The organism is Psychrilyobacter piezotolerans (genome assembly GCF_003391055.1).
GTDB classification, from domain to species: Bacteria; Fusobacteriota; Fusobacteriia; order Fusobacteriales; family Fusobacteriaceae; genus Psychrilyobacter; species Psychrilyobacter piezotolerans.
In genome coordinates, this window is record NZ_QUAJ01000022.1 from 1 (window position 1) to 20,769 (window position 20,769).

A 20,769-nucleotide genomic window follows, 5' to 3' on the forward strand; every position below is an offset into this window, starting at 1 on the left:
ATCCTGAGCCAGGATCAAACTCTACATTCAAATTTATATCCTAACTTCATAAATGAAGTTTAGCTATCTATTAAAAGATAATTATTTTTATAGTGGTTCATTCCACTGTACACCTTAATCGATTGTTTGAAACAAGTTTCAAACGACAATTGAGTTTTTAATTTACACTTTCTTTCTCTATTTAATTGCTAATGTCCTGTTGTCTGCCTCGCTTCAGGTCGCTTTCGCTTTCCCTCGCGGACAAGAAGAAGTATACCGCGTTTACAAATTTTCGTCAAGGATTTTTTTATTTTTTTATAAAGTTTTTTTTATTTTCATTTTTATTCAACTCCAAGGTCAACACACACAAAACACGATTTTCTTTAATTTCATTGACTTCCAACCGATAAAACACATCTATTCCCAACAATAAAAAAATCAAAAAAAAAATTTTCACTTCTCCTTCTAAACTGTACGGATAATTCATAAATTACCCCTCGTAAATTCAAAACCTTTATTTTGGTCACGGATTACACAGATTTTTAAAACCTCATTTTCACATATTTATTTTTGACGCTGACTAAGGTCTGACAGATATACGAGCATTAAAAATTTTCATACTTAAAGAAAAAAGTTAAATGTATTAATCCTTTTTAATTTGTGCAAACTGCGATAAAAGCAAAATAAAAATCTCCTACCTGTAATAGTCACACAGTTAGGAGATTTTTATTTATCTATTCTTTAAGGAAAGAAAGAAATGAAAAAAATATTACTATTTCCATTTGCTTATACCTATCAGACGCGGTGTGCTTCAAAAAAGTTTAATTTTTTAATTAATCTACTTTTTCCAACAAAACATCTTTGGACGGGATCTCCAATAAGTTTTTTTCCTTTCTTATTATTACTCCTTCATCTATAAATTCTTTCAGCACACGAGATAAGGACGGCCTGGCAACACCAAACATCTGGGCAATCTCTTTCATAGAGTTTTGCAGCAGCACATAATTATTTCTATTCATATTGTTGAGAAGGTAAGCTATCAACTTATTGTTTATACTTTTATTGGTAAATGAAAACCAAATTTTCTTGGATAAAAATTGAGTTTTGTTACTTATTACTCCTAAATAATTCTGTAGCAGCCTTTCATTCAGCTGAAACATTCTTATAACCTCATCTTTAGATATATAGATTAATTCCGAATCTGAAGCAGTCACCACGTCTACCGGAAATCTGTTGTCCTTTCCAAATATAAATGCCCCCGCTAAAACACTTCCCTCTGGCAATCTGTCCACCACTATGGAATCGCCATTTAATTTTTGCATCTCGGTATAGACCTCTCCCTCAGTGACTATTATCAGATCCTTTATCTCATCTCCCCTAAAAGCTACAACTTCATTTTTATCAAATTTTTTAACTTTATACTTTAATTCAATCAACAAAGTTTTTAAATTTTCATCATCTATACCCTTAAATATCTCTACATTTTTTAACTTTTCAAATATATCCATAAAATTTCCCCCAATCTTTATATTGCTTCAATATATCAGCATAACATTTATAATTCATTATATACCAAGTCAAGAATAAATTTCAACTTTAAATAATTTTAAAAAAATAAATTTTCGTAACCTATGTTACAGGTGTTTCATCTCTTTCTATAGTATACTAAATCATAAAATAAAAAGTCGAGGTGGCAAAGAATGAATCATATAAAAAAAGAGATGACCTTAAAAGAAATTGTAAACACTTACCCAGAAACTATTGATTTTTTTAATTCAAAGGGATTTAAGGGATTAGACAATAAAAATTTACTCAATACAATAGGAAAGATCACTATACAAAAAGCTTTGGAAGCTAAAAAAATAAATGTAGATACATTTTTAGAACTGTTAAATGACATAATTGAGCAGGATAGAAATTCGGAAGATGTTAATTTAAGTAAAAAAATTAGCGATGAAGGCGCTGTATCTGTCATGGGACTTCTGCCTTGCCCGGTTAAAAACCCGCTTCTGGAGGGATTAAAAAAATTCCAGTCAGAAACAGGGATGAAGATAAATCACGAATTAAAAGCTGCATCCAGCGGGCTTGACTGGCTAAAGGAAGATGTTATAAAGGCCAATCATCCTGAAAAACTAGCAGATATGTTTATCTCAGCCGGATTTGATCTTTTTTTCGAAGATGAACTAATGGGCAAATTCAAACATGAGGGGATCTTTAAAGATATCACCGGATTGACAGAATACAATAAAGATTTCAACAATGAAAATATATCGCTGAAAGACCCCGATGGAGATTATTCTATGCTGGCAGTGGTTCCAGCTGTATTTTTAGTCAATACAGATGCCTTAGGGGATAGGCCTTTCCCAAAATCTTGGGCTGACTTATTAAAACCTGAGTTTGAAAATTCAGTAAGCTTACCCATATCTGATTTTGATCTGTTTAATGCGATCTTGATCAGTATCTATAAAAACTATGGAGAAGATGGAGTAAAAAAATTAGGAAAAACACTCCTGCAAAATATGCATCCATCTCAAATGGTTAAATCAAATAAACTGAAAGTAGATGTTCCCGCAGTGACAATCATGCCGTATTTTTTCACTAAGATGACCGGACAAGGGGGACCAATGGTAGCACAATGGCCGGAAGATGGTGCTGCACTATCACCAATATTTATGCTGACTAAAAAATCCAAGGAAAAAGAATTAAAGCCCCTGGCAGACTTCTTTGCATCCAAGGAGATCGGCGAAATCTTATCCCACCAAGGGCTATTCCCGACTGTAAACCCTGAAGTTGAAAACAACTTAGGAGACAAGAAGTTTATGTGGGTAGGATGGGATTATATAAAAAACAACGATATCGGAGCCATCTTAAAACATTGTGAGAAACTATTTTTTCAAGAAGCTAAGAAAGCCTAATTTACAAATAAAAAATTGGACACAGATGATATACGAATATAAAAAAAAGTTCAACACGAAGAAAAGAGAACACCGAGATACACAGAGAAAATAATTTTAAATTCTGATTTAAGAATTCTGAATTGCTTAACTTTATGTACCTCTTTATCTCACTTTCTCAAAGTTCTATGCTTATGTAATAAACTAATAGTTCTTTGGTGATGACCTCAGCGGTTACTTAGTGCTGAATAATCTGTATCAAAAAATCAGTAATCAATAAATTTTGCCATGAGCATATAAGGAGAATATAAATTATGAATTTAATAACAGTATCCGGCCCCCCTTCATCAGGGAAAACAGCTTTAATAATAAAAACAATAGACAATTTAAAATCCAGAGGTGTCAAAGTAGGAGTCGTAAAGTTTGACTGTCTGTATACCGATGACGATATCTTATATGAAAAAATCGGTGTTCCTGTTAAAAAAGGTTTATCTGCATCACTCTGTCCCGATCATTATTTTGTAAGTAATATAGAAGAAGTAACCCAGTGGGGGATAAAACAAGGGTTAGATCTCCTCATCACAGAGAGTGCAGGATTATGCAACAGATGTTCACCCTATATACAGGATATAAAAGCTATCTGTGTTATCGATAACTTAAGCGGAATCAATACTCCTAAAAAAATCGGACCTATGCTTAAAACAGCAGATATAGTTGTAATTACAAAGGGAGATATCGTATCTCAGGCTGAAAGGGAAGTATTTATGTCCAGGGTGACATCTGTAAACCCCAGAGCTACTACAATGCATGTCAACGGATTGACTGGTCAGGGTGCATATGAATTTTCTACCCTTATCTACAGCAAAGATGAGGAAATAAAAACTTTAAAAGGTAAGAAATTAAGATTCTCTATGCCTTCCGCTCTATGCTCTTATTGTTTAGGAGAGACCAGGATTGGCGAAGAACATCAAATGGGAAATGTCAGAAAAATAGATTTGGAGGATAAATAATGATAAATAAAAATATAGTAGACAGAAAAACCATAGCAGAATTACTTAATTTATACCCCTTCATCGAAGATTTTTTAACGGACCATCTCATTGATTTAGACGACGCTAAAGACACGACACTTATTGCTCACCTAAACCTTTTAGACCCGGAAATCTTAGAGGAAAAAGCCATCATTCCGGATGAGCTCATCGATTCATTTATCGTATACACCAACCAAATGATAGACTTCTTAGGAATTAAAGAGGACAAAAGAGTTCAAAGTATCACTCTAAAACCAGGATTTAATAAATATAAGGAAGCTGAAACTTTTGAGGAATTAACTATAAATAAAGGTGAGATAATCGCCATCGTCGGCCCCACCGGAAGCGGGAAAAGCAGATTGTTGGCTGATATAGAGTGGGGAGCTAACGCAGATACCCCCACAAACAGAACTATCCTTATCGATGGAAAAACTATGAATATAGAAAGCAGATTTTCCAGCAACAATAAGTTGGTAGCACAATTATCACAAAATATGAACTTTGTCATGGATCTCAGCGTGGAGGAGTTTATCGAGCTCCACGCCAAGAGCAGGATGGTAGAAAATGAAAGGGAGGTCATAGAAAAAATATTTAATAAAGCCAATGAATTGGCCGGAGAAAAATTTGCCTTAGATACACCTATCACCAGCCTTAGCGGCGGCCAGTCCAGGGCTCTTATGATCGCCGATGTAGCTATTTTGAGTAAATCACCAATTGTACTAATAGATGAGATAGAAAACGCCGGGATCGACAGAAAGAAAGCATTGGATCTGCTGGTAGGAGAAGAAAAGATAGTTCTTATGGCTACCCACGATCCTATCCTGGCACTTATGGGAGATAAAAGAATAATCATCAGTAATGGCGGGATCGACAAAGTAATGGAGATCACAGTTGAAGAGAAGGCTATCTTACATAAATTAGAATCTTTGGATGATGTTATCCAGGGGATGAGAACTAAACTTAGGTACGGCCAGGAATTAGAAGCAAATTTTGAGATAATAAAAAATTAGGAGGAAAAAAATATGCATGATGGATGTAACGGAAGTTTTGAAAATGGAAAGCAAGTGGTTGATAAGGTAAGAATGATGGGATTCAGTCAGCAGTCTATGCCAATCCCGGCTGTTTTTAAATGTCATGAATGTAATGAAGAAATCACAATGGTAACTATGGAATATACTTGCCCCCACTGTGGGATGGTATACGGAGTAACTCCCTGTCATGCCTTTGATATCAACAATATTATGGCAGCAGGGGAAAACTACTAAGCCTTCCTATGGACTAATTATATGCTAAAGATGGAGGTTCCTGCTTCCATCTTTTTTATTGTTTCAATAAAAAATCCCCCTAATTAACAGATTCTACCCCATTAACTAAGAAGATTTAAATTAAACTAAATTTTGGTCTATTCTACATTTTTTATAACTACTTTTTCCAACGTATTTTTAATTTTTTCTTTATACTCTTCATAAAGATCTTCTCCATTTTTTATAACTATAGTTTTCACCACATCTCTATCATTTAACTCTTTTAATGCTTTATATGAAACTGAATCATATGCTGATACATCCATACTGCTATCTAAAAACACTATGACATCCGCATCTTCACGCATTATATAAAAATCTGTTATCTTTGCTTTTTTTAATAATTTTTCATCTTCCGATATATGTAAAAAAGCTTCTATTGGTAAGTGTCTGATAACCCTAGAAATTCCATTTTCATATTTCACTTTTACATTTCTGGTTCTTATTTTTATATCATTTTCTGAATTAAACAACAATTCTGTTCTTACATCCTGTACACTATTCACTTTTATCTTACTCATCTAATTCCTCCTTTTTTAATATCAATGACAAAAATACTAATAGAAATTATATATGAATCTTTTTTGTTTTCCAGATTAATTATTTACTTTCTCGTCTAATTTTTTCCCAGATTTAAATTTAATTAATTTTTTTGCAGAAATAGTGATTTCTTCCCCTGTCTGAGGATTTCTTCCCTTTCTTTCCTCCCTTTCAACTATTTTAAACTTTCCCCATCCTGTGAAGTTCACTTCTTTTCCAGAGGCCAACAATTCTCCCACAAGATCTATGAAGGCATTTAAATTTGTTTCAGCTTCCACCTTAGTTTTAAAAGTTCCTTTTTCTTTATAAAGAGACACGAAATCTTTCTTGCTCACAACTAATTTCTCCTCCACTTTTTCAACTGTATAGAAATACTTTTTAGGAGAAATAATTTTTCCTTCCTTTTTCAAGGCTTTTATAGCTTTGGTAACTTCCTTACTGTCGACCTTCAACATCTTAGCGATATCCCCAGTTTTTAGTGGTTCCGATTTAGCTAACAACTTTAAAATTTTTTCCTTCATAGGTTCATCCTCCATTTTTTTATATTTTAATACAATTATACCTCCATTTTACTCAATTGCAAGGGGAAAAAGAGAAAATAAATTATTCTTGTTATTTAAGTAAAATAAGTATATAGTTATATTATGTAATAGTAATGTTTTAGGAGGTATGTTTATGGAAATTTTATATGATTTAATTATATTAGGAGCCGGCCCTGCTGGTTTATCCGCCGGTCTTTACGGCGCTAGAGGAATGATGAAAACACTGATAATCGAAAAAAATATGCTGGTAGGAGGTCAAATTTCCACCACATCCGAGATTGAAAATTATCCCGGCGGAATGATTTCCGAATCAGGTACTGAGCTTACAATGAGGATGAAAAATCAGGCTGTAAATTTCGGATGTGAGTTTAAAACCGATACCATCATTGAGGTTGATTTGGAATCGAAGATAAAAACCCTAACTGGTGAATCAGGAATAGAGTACAAAGCTAAGTCGGTTATCCTGGCTACCGGAGCATCTCCTAGATTGGCCGGTGCCCCTGGTGAAAAAGAATATACCGGCAGAGGAGTTTCCTACTGTGCTACCTGTGACGGATTTTTCGTAAGGGATTTAGAGGTCTTTGTCATTGGAGGGGGAGATACAGCTGTAGAGGAAGCTATATTTTTAACTAAATTTGCTAAAAAAGTAAATGTGGTCCATAGAAGAGATAAGTTAAGAGCTGCTAAATCCATCCAGGAAAAAGCATTTAAAAATGAGAAGATAAACTTTATTTGGGATACCGTTGTAGAAGAGATGAAGGGAGACCCCATTAAAGGCCTTGTGAGTATCGTTCTAAAAAACAAGATAACCGGGGAGGTTACAGAGTATAACGGAGGAGATAAACCAATTGGTGTATTTGTTCTGGTTGGAAATGTCCCGAATACCGAGTTATTTAAAGATAAACTAGTGGTTAATTCCGGTGGTTTCTTAATCGCAGATGAAAAAACTCTAAACGCAGAACTTTCTTCTACCGGAGAAAATCTAGAAGGTGTGTATGTTGCAGGAGATTGCAGGGAAAAATTATTATATCAGGTAATAACTGCTTCTGCTGACGGCGCGGTAGCTGCTGTAGTCAGTGAGAAATATGTGGAAGAGAATTTTAATTAAAAAAACAACATGACGTTGCATCCAGACAGGCATAATCTAGGGTTTTATAATTTTTTAGATAAGAAAAAGGGGGTTGATCGGTCATTTAGACCGATTAACTCCCTTTTTTAATCATAGTTTATTTTACATTTTTTAGGATCACTGCTGTTCCCATTCCTCCTCCAATACAGAGGGATGCCAGTCCAAAATTCACTTCACTTTTTTTCATCTCATGGATAAGAGTCGTGGTAATCCTATTTCCACTGGCTCCTACAGGATGCCCCAAGGCTATAGCTCCTCCATTTACATTAGTTTTATCGGTAAACCAATCTAAAGTCACATCATATTGCTTAGTCAGTTCTGTCATCACTCCAAGAGATTGTGCTGCAAAGGCTTCGTTTAACTCCAATAATTCCATCTCTTTTAATGTCATATCAGCTTTCTCCAAAGCATTTTTAATAGCAGGAACCGGTCCCATCCCCATGATAGACGGATCTACCCCGCCCTGTCCAGTGGCAACTATTTCCACCAGGGGAGTCAGATCATATTTTTTTACAGCTTCCTCTGAAGCCACCAGCATTACACTTGCTCCGTCATTTATTCCAGAAGCATTTCCTGCTGTGACTGTTCCATCTTTTTTGAAGATAGTCTTCAGTTTTCCTAATTTTTCTAAACTTGTTTTTCTGTTTGGATGTTCATCGGTATCAAAAATAACAGTTTCCCTTCCAGATCTTACCTCCATAGGTACTATTTCATCTTTAAACCTGCCGCTGTCTACAGCAGCTGCTGCTCTCTTTTGAGATTCCATGGCAAAGGCATCTTGAGAGTCCTTAGATAAATTGTATTTCTCGGCTATATTTTCAGCTGTAACTCCCATATGACAACCTTCGAAAGCGTCTGTAAGAGCATCAAAAACCATATGGTCTATAGTTTTGAAATCTCCCATCTTATGCCCGGACCTCGTAGATCCAGGGATCAAGTATGGTGCTGTAGACATGGACTCCACTCCTCCAGCCATTATCAGGTTAGCTTCTCCACATTTTATGGCATTATATGCCAACATGAGAGTTTTCATCCCACTTCCACAGATTATATTGACTGTGTACGCCGGGACTTCCGTTGGAACTCCACCATCTAAAGCTGCCTGTCTTCCTACTCCCTGACCCTGTCCTGCCGAAAGTACATTCCCCAAGATTACTTCATCTATATTTTTAGGATCTATCTTAGTTTCTTCAATTATGTTTCTTATGACTGCTCCACCTAATTTTGCCGCTTTCACCCCACTTAAGCTTCCCATAAATCTACCTACTGCTGTTCTCTTAGCCGAAACTATATATACCTTTGACATCTCAACACCCCTTATAAAAAATCCCACCAGTTATAAAGTGAAATTTATAACTACTTTTCTTTTTTTTTTACCTATAACCTCATTCCACCATTTGTGCTGAGAGTATGTCCTGTTACATAACTTGCATCATCACTTGCTAAAAATAATGCTACCGTTGCTACCTCTTCTGGCTGACCTAATCTGCCAAGCATTGTCTTTTTAGCAAATTTATCCAACAGGTCCTGTGGAACAGTCTTTAATATATCGGTCATTACATAACCTGGGGCTATGGCATTTACCCTTACTGCTGCACCTTTTCTAGCGAATTCCTTTGCCCAGGTTTTAGTAAGCCCGATAACTCCTGCTTTTGTAGCCGCATAGTTAGCCTGACCCACATTTCCATATTCTCCTACTACCGATGATATATTGATGATAGATCCTGACCCTGAAGTCATCATATGAGGTCCTACAAATTTAGTCAGATTAAATACACCTTTTAAATTAACATCTATCACCATATTCCACATGTCATCTGTGATTTTATGAGTAAGTGCATCTCTAGTTATCCCGGCATTATTTACCAAAACATCTATCTTTCCGTATTTTTCCACTACAAAATTAAAAAATGTCTCACAAGCTTCCGTATCTGTTACATTGAGTTTATATCCCTCTACATTTTCTGCTGTATAGGCCAAATCGCCCATATCTGCCGCAATTACTTTTGCCCCGTTTTTAGCAAATAATTTTGACATCTCGGCACCTATTCCATTAGCTCCCCCTGTTACTACACACACTTTTCCTTCTAATCTCATTTTTACCCCCCTTTAATCTTTCTTCACTACTAATATATACTACAATTTCTGCATTTTATAAACATTTTACAACACTTTTTTCTTTCATTGATCTATGACAGTTATATTTATACACCCTCATTTTTTTGAGAGACAATTCAATAAACAATAAAATATTACCACCAATACCTAATTTAGTCAATAATAAATGCGTAATAAAAGTATGCTTTTTTTATGCTTAAAATCCATAAACAAACTATTCTTATTTACATTATAAATAAAATCAGCAAAAAATAATTTATTTTTTTTTAAAATAACCTCCTGTACTTTAGTGAGTGACTATTCAAAAAAAATCACTAAAATAAAAAAAAACTATTGACAGTGGGAATAAAAAGTTATATAAACTTAGTAAGAAATAATTTTTTATAGAAAAAAGTGAAAAAAATAACTTTTTGTAACAAAAGGGGGGCATAAATTGAATTTTGGATTGAATGAAGAATACAGAATATTAGAAAAGATGATCAGTGAATTCACAGAGAAAGAAGTTAAACCTATAGCTGGGGAGATCGATGAAGAGGAAAGATTTCCTGTAGAAACAGTGAAAAAAATGGCTAAATTAGGACTTTTTGGTATTCCTATAGCTAAGGAATACGGAGGGGAAGGCGGGGACAACCTCATGTATTCTATGGTAGTAGAGGAACTTTCCAAAGCTTGCGGAACTACAGGAGTAATTATATCTGCACACACTTCACTTGGAATGGCTCCTATCTATGAGTTTGGTACAGAGGAGCAAAAACAAAGATATTTACCTAAGATGTGCAGCGGTGAATGGATTGGTGCATTCGGGTTAACTGAACCTAATGCGGGAACCGACGCTGCTGGTCAGCAAACTACAGCTTATTTAGATGAAGAAACCAATGAGTGGGTACTCAACGGTTCCAAGATATTTATAACCAATGCCGGGTATGCACATGTATATGTTATTTTTGCTATGACCGATAAATCTAAGGGATTGAAGGGGATCACGGCATTTATTGTAGAAGCAGACAGGAAGGGATTCAGTGTTGGAAAGAAAGAAAAAAAATTAGGGATAAAGGCATCGGCTACATGCGAACTTATATTTGAAGATTGCAGAATTCCTAAAGAAAATCTGTTAGGAGCTGTTGGAAAAGGGTTTAAAATAGCTATGATGACCCTTGATGGAGGGCGTATTGGTATAGCTTCTCAAGCTCTTGGAATTGCCCAAGGTGCATTGGATGAAACTGTGAAATATGTAAAAGAGAGAGCTCAATTCGGAAGAACAATTTCTAAATTCCAAAACACCCAATTCCAGCTGGCTGATATGGATACAAAAGTAGAGGCTTCCAGATTATTAGTTAGAAAAGCTGCTACAAAGAAAGATAAGAAAGAAAAATATTCTGTAGAAGCTGCCATGGCAAAATTATTTGCCTCGGAAACAGCTATGGAGGTAACTACAAAAGCTGTCCAACTCCATGGAGGATATGGTTATACTAGAGACTATCCTGTAGAAAGAATGATGAGGGATGCCAAGATAACTGAGATATATGAGGGAACTTCTGAAGTTCAAAAAATGGTAATAGCAGGAAGTTTACTAAAATAACAAAGAAAATTTAACCACGAATTACACGAATCGACGTAAAAACTCAGTGGTCACAGAGATAGAGAATAAAAAGAGATATACCGAAAAATACTCTGTGAACCTCTGTGTTCAAAAATGTTTTGAATTTAATTATAAATTCTTAATTATCAATTGTTAATTCGGCTAAAAGCCGTTATGGGGGATTTTATGAATATAGTAGTTTGTATAAAACAGGTACCAGATACCACAGAAATCAGATTAGATCCAATCACAGGAACATTGATCAGAGACGGAGTTCCTAGTATTATCAATCCAGATGATAAGGCTGGCTTAGAGGAAGCTTTAAAATTAAAAGATCTTCATGGAGCACATATCACGGCAATTACAATGGGACCTCCTCAGGCAGAGCAAGTTCTAAAAGAAGCTTTTGCAATGGGTGTGGACAGAGGAATATTATTAACAGATAGAAAATTTGCAGGGGCAGATTCACTGGCGACTTCAAATGCCTTAGCAGGTGCATTAAGAAAATTAGATTTTGATGTAGTAATCACAGGAAGACAGGCCATCGACGGAGATACAGCACAAGTTGGTCCCCAGTTAGCGGAACACCTTGGTTTACCTCAAATGTCATATGTAAAAGAGATGAGTATCGCAGGAGAAAATCTAATCAGAGTAAAAAGAGGAGTAGAGGATGGTTACCAAGTATTAGAGGCAGAAACTCCTTGTGTACTTACTATACTATCTGAAGCAAATAACCCAAGATATATGTCGGTATCTAAAATAATAGAGGCTGTGAGAGAGAAAGAAATAGAAGTTTGGAATACCAGTATGATCGATATCGATCTAGAAGTTCTTGGGCTTGCCGGTTCTCCTACAAAGGTAAAAAAATCATTTACCAAGGGTGCTAAAACAGCAGGTAAAATTCATGAAGTTACACCACTGGAAGCTGTTACAATAATTGTGGATAAATTAAAAGAAAATTTCATTATATAGGTAGGGGGAGCTATGAATTTAAACGAATATAAAGGCGTATATGTATTTATAGAACAAAAATCTAGGGAAATTCAAAATGTTTCCCTGGAACTATTAGGCAGAGGTAGAGGGCTTGCTGATACCTTGAAAGAGGAACTGGTAGCAGTATTTTTAGGATATGGGATTAAAGATCAATGTCAAGATCTTATTTCACACGGAGCAGACAGGGTAATCTATGTAGATGATTCTAGACTAGATAAATATCTGACTGAACCTTATGCCCAGGCACTTGATACTATCTCAAAATTTGAAAAACCAAATATAATTTTAATCGGTGCCACTTCTACAGGAAGGGATCTGGCTCCTAGAGTATCTGCAAGGTTATCTACAGGACTTACAGCAGACTGTACATCTCTTGAAATTTCTGAAGAGAGGGAACTGCTTATGACACGTCCTGCCTTTGGCGGAAATTTGATGGCTACCATAGTCTGCCCGGATCACAGACCACAGATGTCCAGTGTTAGACCTGGAGTAATGCAAAAATTAGCAGTGGACACTGCCAGAACCGGTGAAATCGTAGAATTTGGTGTGAATTTTGATGACAGCAAGTTCAAAGTTAGATTAATTGAAGAAGTAAAGGAAGCTAAGCAAATGGTTAAGATAGAGGATGCTCATATTTTAGTTTCAGGTGGTCGTGGAGTTGGAACAGCTGAAAACTTTAAAAATCTAGAAAAATTAGCTGATAATATCGGGGCTACAGTTTCTACTTCTCGTGCCATGGTAGATGCCGGAGTTATGAGTCATGACAGACAGGTGGGACAAACAGGAAAGACTGTTAGACCGGATATCTACTTTGCCTTGGGAATCTCTGGAGCTATCCAGCATATTGCCGGGATGGAGGAATCTGAATATATTATAGCTATAAATAAAGACAAGGGAGCCCCTATATTCAATACGGCAGATCTTGGTATCGTGGGAGATGTCAATAAGATCTTACCACTTTTAAACAATGAAATCAGTAAATTAACTGAAAAAAAAGCATAGTCAAATACTGAAAGAGAGAGAAAAGACCATGGACAAAATTAATTGTTTATGGTCTTTTCTTTCGTGTTATAATAGAGAGAATAAATCGGTGTTCAGTGGTGAACAAAATAACACTGCTATTGGAGGAAGTATGAAAATAAAGACTAAACAGAAAATTATAGATTCAGCCATTGATCTTTTTTCAAGAGATTCATATGGAAAAGTTTCAATAGCTCAAATCTGTAAAAATGCAAAAATTTCAAACGGTATAATTTATAACTATTTCAGAAATAAGGAGGAGTTATTTACATATCTTTTGGAGGAAACCAGCAACAGGATCGAGGAGCAGTTTAAAAATATAGAGGGGGATGATCTCCGATCCAGGATGGAAAATTTTATCCTTCTAAATTTCGATATAACTGTGAAGGAATTTCCCCTTATCAGAGTCTACCGGGAGGGACAGTATAAATTTATCGAATATGAACAGAAACTCAGAAAAGTTTATCTGGAAGCATTGAAAGTTGTGTATGGAAGGGAATTAAAGGAATTAGAATATCTCTTTATAATGTCAGGAATAAGGTATATCAATGTTAATTTTGTAAAAAGAGGCCTTGAGATAGATGAAAAGTTTTTAGCACACATCCTCCTCCATGGATTTTTTAATAGAAGTGATTTAGAAGTCGAAACTTTTGAAGATATGGATTTTTATTTGAGGGTTTTATTTAATAGCAGCAATAAGAAACATAAACTTTTAGAGGTAGGGGAAAAACTTTTTGGCGAGACAAATTATTACAAGGTTACCATAAATGATATTGCCGGAGAAGCTCAGATAGGTGTAGGCAGTTTTTATCATTTTTACGAAAATAAAGAAATTTTTCTACGGGAAATCGTGGAAAATTTAAAAAGGACAACCCTTTGTTTCCTTAAAGATAATGTTCAAAAGGGTTTCTCTCAAAATGAAACTCATATACTTTTCCTCTATCTGTTATTGGAATTTTATGGGAAATCGCCTCATAAATATGAACTTTTGAGAAGATCGGAATTTATAGCTGAAGATATGGTTATAGATTATAATAATTCCCTGGATGAGCTGTATATAAAAACCATGGAAGATCTTCCCTATAAATTTGAAGAAAAAAGAATAATATCATCGGTCCTACTAGGAGTAGCTCATTATATGGGTATTGAATTCTTCTTTACAAATAATATTAAAGATAAGGGCGAATTTTTAAAAGAGATGAAAAATTATTTTGCAGATGGACTGAATAAATAGTGAATAACTTAACTGTTAATCATATAAATTAAAAGAAATGAAATTTGGTCACTGAGTTACACAGAGAAAATATAGAGTTGCACAGAGAAAAAAGAAAAAGAGATTCACCGAACCCTCTCTTTTGTTCTCCCCCTTTAATAAAGGGGGAGATGTCCAAAGGACAGTAGGGGTTCTTTATGATGAATAAATTTTAAGATAAGGAGAACAAAAGAATGAAATTAATAGCAGGACTGGGTAATCCAGGAAACAGGTATGATAAGACAAGGCATAATATAGGATTTGATGTAATCGACTATTTAGCGGAAGAATTAGGAGTGACTAATTTCAGAGATAAATTCAACGCTGATTTTGGAGAAGCTGTTGTGGATGGAGAGAAGGTGTTTTTACTGAAACCTATGACATTTATGAATCTCAGCGGCGATTCCATCAGGGAAGCTGTAAAATTCTATAAGCTGGATCCCGTTGAAGATCTCATAGTCATCTATGATGATATGGATATTACATTGGGGAAACTTAAAATAAAGAGAAAGGGAAGAGCCGGGGGACACAATGGAATAAAATCTATTATTTCCCACCTTGGGGAAGAGTTTATCAGGATAAAGTGCGGTATCGGAAAACCTAAAAGAACCGAGGAAGTTGTGAACTTTGTTTTAGATACATTCAGTAAAAAAGACAGGGTTGAGGAGATAGAACCTCTTATAGAAACTGCATCTAAAGCCGCTAAATCCATGATCACTGCCAAAAGTATCGACAGGGTTATAGAGAAATTTAACAGAAAATAATCTGGGAGCATTTAATGAAATTAAAGAAAAAATATGTTGCAGGATTGGCCATACTGGCCTGCCTCCTCTGGTCCACTGCATTTGCAGGGGTCAAAATCGGATTTGAATATATGCCGAAGCCCTTTACATTTGCGGGACTTCGCTTTACCTTAGCGGGACTCCTCTTGATCCCATTTTCCTGGAAAAGAGACAGTTTTAGCCAGCTTATCCTCCATAGAAGGGTAATCACATATGTAGTTTTTCTAAATACTGCTGTAGGTTATGCACTTTACTATATAGCCATGAGTTATGTAGGAGGAGCTACTGCTGCTATCGTTATCGGGTCTGGGCCGCTTATCACAGCTGTTATGACTCACTTTACCATGGCTGATGACAGGATGGACAGATATAAGGGGTTAAGTATATTATTGGGATTGATAGGAATAGTTGTTATTATGGTCAACTCCAAACCTCTTACACCCGTTGGCCAAAAAGAGATCTTTGGAATTCTCCTGCTCCTGACTAATTCCACCCTGACCAGTTTTGCCAATATCAAGGTAGCACAGATAAAAAAAGGAATTTCAGGAGTATTTTTAACTACCAATCAGATGTTATGGGGGGGACTTATCCTTTTGGGGATGGGAAGAATTTTCGAAGGAAAGATCCAATTGAACCAGCCAGTTAATTTTTATATAGCTTTGGTTTGGCTGGCTTTAGTCTCAGCTGTTGCCTTCTCTATCTGGTTTTTCTTAATTCAGGTAGACGGGGTAAAGGTATCGGAATTAAATATGTTTAAGTTTTTTATTCCTGTTTCTGGAGCCATCATCAGCTGGAGCATCTTACCCAATGAGTCTCCAAACCTTATTTCCTTTATCGGAATGGGATGTGTGTTCGGGGCACTCATAGTAAATCATAGGTTTTCAAAAAAATAAGAAATGAGAAGCCGGTTGGCTTCTCATTTCTTATTTAAATTTAATTTTTATTAGTAAAAAAAATAGCTAGATCACATAGTGATCTAGCTATTTATAATAGTTTTATACTAATTCGATTATTGCCATTTGTGAAGAGTCTCCTCTTCTAATACCAGTTTTCATAATTCTAGTATATCCACCGTTTCTTTCTGTGTACTTAGGAGCTACTTCAGCAAATAACTTTGCTACAGTATCTTTGTCTCTTAAGAATGCAAGTGCTCTTCTTCTTGACGCTAAGTCTCCTTTTTTTCCTAAAGTAACCATTCTTTCAGCAAACTTTCTTAATTCCTTTGCTCTAGTTACAGTTGTTTCTATTCTTTCTTCATTTATTAAAGAAATAGTTAAGTTCATTAACATAGCTAATCTATGTTCTGATCTTCTACCTAACTTTCTATATGATTTATTATGATTCATTTTTAAGCTAGCCTCCTTTGCTTATAAAATTAATTAGAGGTATTGTTACCCTGTAAGTCAAAACCTAATTCTCTCATTTTATCTAAAATTTCATCCAATGATTTTCTTCCCAAGTTCTTGATCTTTAACAATTCAGTTAATCCCATCTCAGAAAGTTGACCAACATCTTCAATTCCAGCCTTTTTAAGACAATTGAATGATCTTACAGTAAGATCTAACTCCTCAATTTTTGTTCCTGCTACATTGTTTACTACAACAGTAGTTACAGGCTCATCATTTAATTCTTCTTCTTCTTGATCTCTTAAGCTGTCCATTCTATCACCAATCTCTAAGAATGGGTTCAAATGGAAACTTAACAGCTCAACTGCATATGAAATTGCATCTCTGATTTCAACACTTCCATCAGTTGCAACATTTAATGTTAATTTATCAAAATCAGTTTGTCTTCCTACCATAGTATCTACCACAGAGTAAGAAACTTTTTTGATTGGAGTATATATCGCATCAACCGGAATATACTCTACAGACCAATCTGTATTGTCGATTTCATCTGCAACTACAAATCCTTCTCCAGTATCAACAATAAATTCCATATCTACTCTTCTGTCAGTAGTAACTGTACAGATAACATGATCAGGATTTATTACTTCGATACCAGCATCAGGAATGATGTCAGCAGCTGTAACAACTCTTGGCCCTTCTATTGATAATGTCATTTTTTTCTCACCAGGCTCATCAGCTTTAACGATGATCTCCTTAACATTAAGGACAACATCAGTTACCGCCTCTTTAACACCTTCCATAGTAGAAAATTCATTTAAAACACCGTCAATTCTTACACCTTTAATAGCTGTTCCTGGAATAGATGATAACAACACTCTTCTAAGTGCGTTACCAATCGTATTTCCATACCCTCTATATAATGGCTCCACTACATAGCTTCCACTAAATTCACTAGTTTTTTCTTCTGTAATGTTTATATTTCTTGCTAATTTTTCGATCTTTAACATTGAATCACTCCTACATAAAATTTTGTGCTCTCAAAACTTATTATCTTGAGTAGAATTCTACGATTAATGCTTCATCTAATTCGAAGTCCATATCGTCTTTTGTAGGGTTTTGTAAGATTTTTCCAGCAAAGTTAGCTTTATCTAATTCGATCCAAGCAGGTGCGTTAGCCTCTTCTATAGATGTCTTGATTAAGTCAACATTTTTTGAATTTTCTATAACTGCTACAACATCTCCAGCTTTAACTCTGTAAGACGCGATATTTACTCTTCTTCCATTTACAGAAACATGTCCATGAGATACAACTTGTCTAGCTTGTCTTCTAGTAGAAGCAAACCCCATTCTGTATACTACATTTTCTAATCTTCTCTCTAAATATTGAATTAAGTTAAGACCAGTTACTCCATCTTTTCTTGAAGCTTCTTCATATAACTTTCTGAATTGCTTTTCCATTACAGCATATACGAATTTCGCTTTTTGCTTCTCTCTTAATTGAATAGCATATTCAGTTGGTTTTTGATTTGCATTTGGTCTAGGACCTCTGTTTGATTTTTTATTTATTCCTAAAACTATTGGATCTAATCCAAGAGCTCTACATCTCTTTAATACAGGCTGTCTATTAATTGCCATTGACCTATATCCTCCTTTTTTTTCGTATTTAACTCCGATAATCAGAATTGTTTTTATCTACAATAATTTTGAATAAGTGAACTACACTCTTCTCTTTTTAGGTGGTCTACATCCGTTATGTGGAACTGGTGTAGCATCAACAATTTTTGATACTTCTAATCCAGCTGCTTGTAATGATCTGATAGTAGCTTCTCTTCCAGAACCAGGTCCCTTCACTCTTACTTCTACCTTTTTCATTCCATGCTCCATAGCTGCTTTAGCTACTTCTTCCGCTGCTATTTGAGCTGCGAATGGAGTTCCTTTTTTAGTGTTCTTGAATCCTGAAGTTCCTCCAGATTTCCAAGCTACAACTCTTCCTTCAGTATCTGTGATAGCGATGATAGTGTTGTTAAAAGTTGAATGTATATGAGCTATTCCTAAAGGAATATTCTTTAATTTCTTCTTAGTCTTAACTGCGCCTCTTTTCTTAGCCAAGTTAACTCCTCCTTACTTAAATTTTTCTATATAATTAGATTTATTATTATTATTATTTCTTATTAACTGCTTTCTTTGGACCTTTAACAGTTCTTGCATTTGTTTTAGACTTTTGCCCTCTTACAGGTAAGTTTGCTCTATGTCTAGAACCTCTGTAACATCTGATGTCTAATAATCTCTTGATATCAAGTCTGATGTCTTTTCTTAAGTCACCCTCAACTTTGATCCCGTCAACTATAGCTCTGATCTTATTTAATTCTTCTTCAGTCATATCTTTAACTCTAACATCAAAACTGATTCCAGCTTCCGTTAAAACTCTTTCTGAAGTTGTTTGTCCGATTCCAAAGACATAAGTTAATGCGATTACGATTCTCTTATTTCTAGGGATATCTACTCCTGCTACTCTTGCCACGTATTTTCCTCCTCGTTTACTTTATATATCGCTTGGTATAATAACCAGCTAAACACTTTCCTCGACATGCCTTTTGATTACTCCGAATTTTCACCCAAAAGTATCGCCTCTACAGGTCAACATGTCTTTACAGTACGCGTTTTTCAAATGTGTGTTGCTTTCAATTACCCTTGAACTTGCTTGTGCTTTGGATTAGTTTTACAGATTACTCTTAACTTTCCATGTCTTTTAATAAGTTTGCACTTGTCGCAAATAGGCTTTACTGATGCTCTTACTTTCATTTGAAACCTCCTCTCACAAAAAAATTATTTTTTTCTGTAAACAATTCTACCTCTTGATAAATCATAAGGTGAAACTTGAACCAATACTTTATCTCCAGGCAAGATTCTAATGTAATGCATCCTCATCTTTCCTGATATGTGACCTAAAATCACATGTCCGTTCTCTAATTCTACCTTAAACATAGCATTAGGTAACGTTTCAAGTATTACTCCTTCTAATTCTATTACGTCTTGTTTCGCCATACTTCCTCCTCGAAACTTATTGTTAATACCGAATTATTATATCATAAGTCACACAAGAAGTCTACTTTTTATTTTTGTTTCATCCTATTTTTTTTAGTTTTTGACAAAGATAAAAATATTGTTTTACAGATCTGCAGTTATCCCCTTCAAAAACTCTATTTTACTGGTTTAGATCTGATATCAGTAAAGAGAATTTTTATTTTTCATACCTACTTAAAACCAGTGGTTTTCCATCTACAATGGCTACCGAATGTTCGAAGTGTGCACTTCTTTTTCCATCTTTAGTAACTGCTGTCCAGCCATCATCTAAAATTCCTACCTTATATGATCCTGCATTTACCATAGGCTCTATGGCAATTACCATTCCTTCTTCTAATTTTATCCCTCTGCCTTTTCTTCCAAAATTCATTACCATGGGATCTTCGTGCATAGTATGTCCCACTCCATGACCGCAGAAATCTCTTACCACTGTGAATTTATTTTTCTTTACATGGGTTTCGATGGCATTCCCGAGATCTCCTAACCTATTGCCTGCGTAACATTGTTCAATCCCTATTTCTAAAGCTTCCCTAGTTACTTTCAGTAATTTTTTAGACTCCTCATCTATCTCTCCTACAGGAAAAGTTATAGCTGCATCTCCAAAGTAACCATCCAAATTAGTTACAGTATCGATACTTACTATATCTCCCTCCTGTAAGATTCTATCCCCGGGGATTCCGTGCACTACCTCTTCATTTACAGATATACAAGATCCAGCCGGATAAGGGTTAGATGGCCCTCCTACTCCTATTGTTGCAGGAATTGCACCCTGGCTTCTGACATAATCCTCGATTATTTTATTGAGTTCATTCGTTGATACCCCTGGAACAATCTTACTAGGTAATATTTCATTGTATAATCTGGCAATTATCTGGTTTGCTGCCTTTATCTTTTCGATCTCTTCTCTTGTTTTAATTGTTATTGACATTTAATCCTCCTTACATTTTCTTTTTTATTTTTTTCAACTCTCTCCCTAGTCCCCTCTCTTTATTAAAGTGAGGGGGATCTATATAAACTCACTAAGTCATAGTTTTATGAAATTTCTTCATTGTTCAAACTTTCTTTTCCCTTTTGACATCATAAAATTTACTTTTACTAAAAATAAATTTTTTGTACTCGTCAATCAGGGGAAAATAAGAATAAAAGAGTTCGGAAAACGCTAACAAGGAAAGA

The 20,769-nt window shown here is 35.2% G+C and carries 25 protein-coding genes; 11 read left to right on the top strand and 14 right to left on the bottom strand.

Annotated features, from left to right (window positions below; translation table 11 throughout):
- Window positions 1-286 precede the first annotated feature (286 nt).
- Window positions 287-466, bottom strand: coding sequence for a hypothetical protein (locus DYH56_RS11585; protein WP_114643038.1), 180 nt, complete (start codon window positions 464-466; stop codon window positions 287-289).
- A gap of 346 nt (window positions 467-812) precedes the next feature.
- Entirely contained in the window at window positions 813-1,487 is a 675-nt protein-coding gene (locus DYH56_RS11590) for a Crp/Fnr family transcriptional regulator (RefSeq protein ID WP_114643039.1), read from the bottom strand.
- Window positions 1,488-1,679: 192 nt separating this feature from the next.
- Between DYH56_RS11590 and DYH56_RS11595 the strand changes: the two genes are divergently transcribed.
- The 4 genes from DYH56_RS11595 (at window position 1,680) to DYH56_RS11610 (ending at window position 5,169) form a co-directional block, all read left to right on the top strand.
- Window positions 1,680-2,894 carry an ABC transporter substrate-binding protein gene (locus DYH56_RS11595; protein ID WP_114643040.1) on the top strand — a complete coding sequence of 405 codons (1,215 nt, stop codon included), beginning with the start codon at window positions 1,680-1,682 and terminating at the stop codon, window positions 2,892-2,894.
- Between the two features lie 293 nt (window positions 2,895-3,187).
- A complete protein-coding gene (locus DYH56_RS11600; RefSeq protein ID WP_114643041.1) occupies window positions 3,188-3,883 on the top strand; it encodes a GTP-binding protein in 696 nt (231 codons plus the stop codon).
- Window positions 3,884-4,101: 218 nt separating this feature from the next.
- Complete coding sequence (locus tag DYH56_RS11605) at window positions 4,102-4,914, top strand: ATP-binding cassette domain-containing protein (protein ID WP_233500035.1); 813 nt, start codon at window positions 4,102-4,104, stop codon at window positions 4,912-4,914.
- 12 nt (window positions 4,915-4,926) lie between these two features.
- On the top strand, window positions 4,927-5,169 hold the full coding sequence (locus DYH56_RS11610; protein ID WP_114643043.1) for a hypothetical protein: 243 nt from the start codon (window positions 4,927-4,929) through the stop codon (window positions 5,167-5,169).
- 137 nt (window positions 5,170-5,306) lie between these two features.
- Here the strand turns inward: DYH56_RS11610 and DYH56_RS11615 are convergent, their stop codons facing one another.
- Together DYH56_RS11615 and DYH56_RS16475 are read right to left on the bottom strand one after the other, a co-directional pair.
- Window positions 5,307-5,729 carry a hypothetical protein gene (locus DYH56_RS11615; RefSeq protein WP_114643044.1) on the bottom strand — a complete coding sequence of 141 codons (423 nt, stop codon included), beginning with the start codon at window positions 5,727-5,729 and terminating at the stop codon, window positions 5,307-5,309.
- 75 nt (window positions 5,730-5,804) lie between these two features.
- Complete coding sequence (locus tag DYH56_RS16475; protein WP_158539143.1) at window positions 5,805-6,269, bottom strand: HU family DNA-binding protein; 465 nt, start codon at window positions 6,267-6,269, stop codon at window positions 5,805-5,807.
- Between the two features lie 154 nt (window positions 6,270-6,423).
- On the opposite strand from DYH56_RS16475, the gene DYH56_RS11625 reads away from it, so the two are divergent.
- On the top strand, window positions 6,424-7,398 hold the full coding sequence (locus DYH56_RS11625) for an NAD(P)/FAD-dependent oxidoreductase (RefSeq protein ID WP_114643046.1): 975 nt from the start codon (window positions 6,424-6,426) through the stop codon (window positions 7,396-7,398).
- Between the two features lie 118 nt (window positions 7,399-7,516).
- On the opposite strand, the gene DYH56_RS11630 is transcribed toward DYH56_RS11625, so the two are convergent.
- Complete coding sequence (locus tag DYH56_RS11630) at window positions 7,517-8,725, bottom strand: acetyl-CoA C-acetyltransferase (RefSeq protein WP_114643047.1); 1,209 nt, start codon at window positions 8,723-8,725, stop codon at window positions 7,517-7,519.
- A 71-nt stretch (window positions 8,726-8,796) separates the two neighbouring features.
- Window positions 8,797-9,516 carry a 3-oxoacyl-ACP reductase FabG gene (fabG, locus tag DYH56_RS11635; RefSeq protein WP_114643048.1) on the bottom strand — a complete coding sequence of 240 codons (720 nt, stop codon included), beginning with the start codon at window positions 9,514-9,516 and terminating at the stop codon, window positions 8,797-8,799.
- A 454-nt stretch (window positions 9,517-9,970) separates the two neighbouring features.
- Between fabG and DYH56_RS11640 the strand changes: the two genes are divergently transcribed.
- The 6 genes from DYH56_RS11640 to DYH56_RS11665 all read left to right on the top strand — a co-directional run bounded on the left by DYH56_RS11640 (window position 9,971) and on the right by DYH56_RS11665 (window position 16,056).
- Complete coding sequence (locus DYH56_RS11640) at window positions 9,971-11,116, top strand: acyl-CoA dehydrogenase (RefSeq protein WP_114643049.1); 1,146 nt, start codon at window positions 9,971-9,973, stop codon at window positions 11,114-11,116.
- Between the two features lie 186 nt (window positions 11,117-11,302).
- Complete coding sequence (locus tag DYH56_RS11645; RefSeq protein WP_114643050.1) at window positions 11,303-12,088, top strand: electron transfer flavoprotein subunit beta/FixA family protein; 786 nt, start codon at window positions 11,303-11,305, stop codon at window positions 12,086-12,088.
- Between the two features lie 12 nt (window positions 12,089-12,100).
- Entirely contained in the window at window positions 12,101-13,111 is a 1,011-nt protein-coding gene (locus DYH56_RS11650) for an electron transfer flavoprotein subunit alpha/FixB family protein (protein ID WP_114643051.1), read from the top strand.
- A 130-nt stretch (window positions 13,112-13,241) separates the two neighbouring features.
- Window positions 13,242-14,363: a TetR/AcrR family transcriptional regulator gene (locus DYH56_RS11655; RefSeq protein WP_158539144.1), complete on the top strand. Its 1,122-nt coding sequence runs from the start codon at window positions 13,242-13,244 to the stop codon at window positions 14,361-14,363.
- A 212-nt stretch (window positions 14,364-14,575) separates the two neighbouring features.
- Window positions 14,576-15,145 (top strand): aminoacyl-tRNA hydrolase, encoded by a 570-nt coding sequence (gene pth, locus DYH56_RS11660; RefSeq protein ID WP_114643053.1) that lies wholly within the window; start codon window positions 14,576-14,578, stop codon window positions 15,143-15,145.
- A gap of 14 nt (window positions 15,146-15,159) precedes the next feature.
- Window positions 15,160-16,056 (top strand): DMT family transporter, encoded by an 897-nt coding sequence (locus tag DYH56_RS11665; RefSeq protein WP_114643054.1) that lies wholly within the window; start codon window positions 15,160-15,162, stop codon window positions 16,054-16,056.
- Between the two features lie 102 nt (window positions 16,057-16,158).
- On the opposite strand, the gene rplQ is transcribed toward DYH56_RS11665, so the two are convergent.
- The 8 genes from rplQ to map form a co-directional block, all read right to left on the bottom strand.
- A complete protein-coding gene (gene rplQ, locus DYH56_RS11670; RefSeq protein WP_114643055.1) occupies window positions 16,159-16,509 on the bottom strand; it encodes a 50S ribosomal protein L17 in 351 nt (116 codons plus the stop codon).
- 29 nt (window positions 16,510-16,538) lie between these two features.
- The gene (locus DYH56_RS11675) at window positions 16,539-17,519 is read right to left on the bottom strand and encodes a DNA-directed RNA polymerase subunit alpha (RefSeq protein ID WP_114643056.1); all 981 of its coding nucleotides are present in this window, start codon (window positions 17,517-17,519) and stop codon (window positions 16,539-16,541) included.
- 40 nt (window positions 17,520-17,559) lie between these two features.
- Entirely contained in the window at window positions 17,560-18,147 is a 588-nt protein-coding gene (gene rpsD / locus DYH56_RS11680; RefSeq protein WP_114643057.1) for a 30S ribosomal protein S4, read from the bottom strand.
- An 81-nt stretch (window positions 18,148-18,228) separates the two neighbouring features.
- Entirely contained in the window at window positions 18,229-18,621 is a 393-nt protein-coding gene (rpsK, locus tag DYH56_RS11685; RefSeq protein WP_028854824.1) for a 30S ribosomal protein S11, read from the bottom strand.
- Between the two features lie 52 nt (window positions 18,622-18,673).
- Window positions 18,674-19,033: a 30S ribosomal protein S13 gene (rpsM, locus tag DYH56_RS11690; RefSeq protein WP_028854823.1), complete on the bottom strand. Its 360-nt coding sequence runs from the start codon at window positions 19,031-19,033 to the stop codon at window positions 18,674-18,676.
- A 164-nt stretch (window positions 19,034-19,197) separates the two neighbouring features.
- The gene (gene rpmJ, locus DYH56_RS11695; RefSeq protein ID WP_114643058.1) at window positions 19,198-19,314 is read right to left on the bottom strand and encodes a 50S ribosomal protein L36; all 117 of its coding nucleotides are present in this window, start codon (window positions 19,312-19,314) and stop codon (window positions 19,198-19,200) included.
- 24 nt (window positions 19,315-19,338) lie between these two features.
- Window positions 19,339-19,557 carry a translation initiation factor IF-1 gene (gene infA / locus DYH56_RS11700; RefSeq protein WP_028854821.1) on the bottom strand — a complete coding sequence of 73 codons (219 nt, stop codon included), beginning with the start codon at window positions 19,555-19,557 and terminating at the stop codon, window positions 19,339-19,341.
- 196 nt (window positions 19,558-19,753) lie between these two features.
- Window positions 19,754-20,524 (bottom strand): type I methionyl aminopeptidase, encoded by a 771-nt coding sequence (gene map, locus DYH56_RS11705; RefSeq protein WP_114643059.1) that lies wholly within the window; start codon window positions 20,522-20,524, stop codon window positions 19,754-19,756.
- Window positions 20,525-20,769 lie beyond the last annotated feature (245 nt).

Excerpts from the sequence above, each read along its gene's own strand:
- DYH56_RS11655 (WP_158539144.1), top strand. The coding sequence starts at position 13,242 with ATGAAAATAAAGACTAAACAGAAAATTATAGATTCAGCCATTGATCTT.
- DYH56_RS11605 (WP_233500035.1), top strand. The coding sequence starts at position 4,102 with ATGATAGACTTCTTAGGAATTAAAGAGGACAAAAGAGTTCAAAGTATC.
- DYH56_RS11665 (WP_114643054.1), top strand. The coding sequence starts at position 15,160 with ATGAAATTAAAGAAAAAATATGTTGCAGGATTGGCCATACTGGCCTGC.
- DYH56_RS11595 (WP_114643040.1), top strand. The coding sequence starts at position 1,680 with ATGAATCATATAAAAAAAGAGATGACCTTAAAAGAAATTGTAAACACT.
- map (WP_114643059.1), bottom strand. The coding sequence starts at position 20,524 with ATGTCAATAACAATTAAAACAAGAGAAGAGATCGAAAAGATAAAGGCA.
- pth (WP_114643053.1), top strand. The coding sequence starts at position 14,576 with ATGAAATTAATAGCAGGACTGGGTAATCCAGGAAACAGGTATGATAAG.
- rplQ (WP_114643055.1), bottom strand. The coding sequence starts at position 16,509 with ATGAATCATAATAAATCATATAGAAAGTTAGGTAGAAGATCAGAACAT.
- DYH56_RS11650 (WP_114643051.1), top strand. The coding sequence starts at position 12,101 with ATGAATTTAAACGAATATAAAGGCGTATATGTATTTATAGAACAAAAA.
- DYH56_RS11645 (WP_114643050.1), top strand. The coding sequence starts at position 11,303 with ATGAATATAGTAGTTTGTATAAAACAGGTACCAGATACCACAGAAATC.
- DYH56_RS11590 (WP_114643039.1), bottom strand. The coding sequence starts at position 1,487 with ATGGATATATTTGAAAAGTTAAAAAATGTAGAGATATTTAAGGGTATA.
- DYH56_RS11615 (WP_114643044.1), bottom strand. The coding sequence starts at position 5,729 with ATGAGTAAGATAAAAGTGAATAGTGTACAGGATGTAAGAACAGAATTG.
- DYH56_RS11610 (WP_114643043.1), top strand. The coding sequence starts at position 4,927 with ATGCATGATGGATGTAACGGAAGTTTTGAAAATGGAAAGCAAGTGGTT.
- fabG (WP_114643048.1), bottom strand. The coding sequence starts at position 9,516 with ATGAGATTAGAAGGAAAAGTGTGTGTAGTAACAGGGGGAGCTAATGGA.
- DYH56_RS11600 (WP_114643041.1), top strand. The coding sequence starts at position 3,188 with ATGAATTTAATAACAGTATCCGGCCCCCCTTCATCAGGGAAAACAGCT.
- rpsD (WP_114643057.1), bottom strand. The coding sequence starts at position 18,147 with ATGGCAATTAATAGACAGCCTGTATTAAAGAGATGTAGAGCTCTTGGA.
- DYH56_RS11675 (WP_114643056.1), bottom strand. The coding sequence starts at position 17,519 with ATGTTAAAGATCGAAAAATTAGCAAGAAATATAAACATTACAGAAGAA.
- infA (WP_028854821.1), bottom strand. The coding sequence starts at position 19,557 with ATGGCGAAACAAGACGTAATAGAATTAGAAGGAGTAATACTTGAAACG.
- rpmJ (WP_114643058.1), bottom strand. The coding sequence starts at position 19,314 with ATGAAAGTAAGAGCATCAGTAAAGCCTATTTGCGACAAGTGCAAACTT.
- DYH56_RS11630 (WP_114643047.1), bottom strand. The coding sequence starts at position 8,725 with ATGTCAAAGGTATATATAGTTTCGGCTAAGAGAACAGCAGTAGGTAGA.
- DYH56_RS16475 (WP_158539143.1), bottom strand. The coding sequence starts at position 6,269 with ATGAAGGAAAAAATTTTAAAGTTGTTAGCTAAATCGGAACCACTAAAA.
- DYH56_RS11625 (WP_114643046.1), top strand. The coding sequence starts at position 6,424 with ATGGAAATTTTATATGATTTAATTATATTAGGAGCCGGCCCTGCTGGT.
- DYH56_RS11585 (WP_114643038.1), bottom strand. The coding sequence starts at position 466 with ATGAATTATCCGTACAGTTTAGAAGGAGAAGTGAAAATTTTTTTTTTG.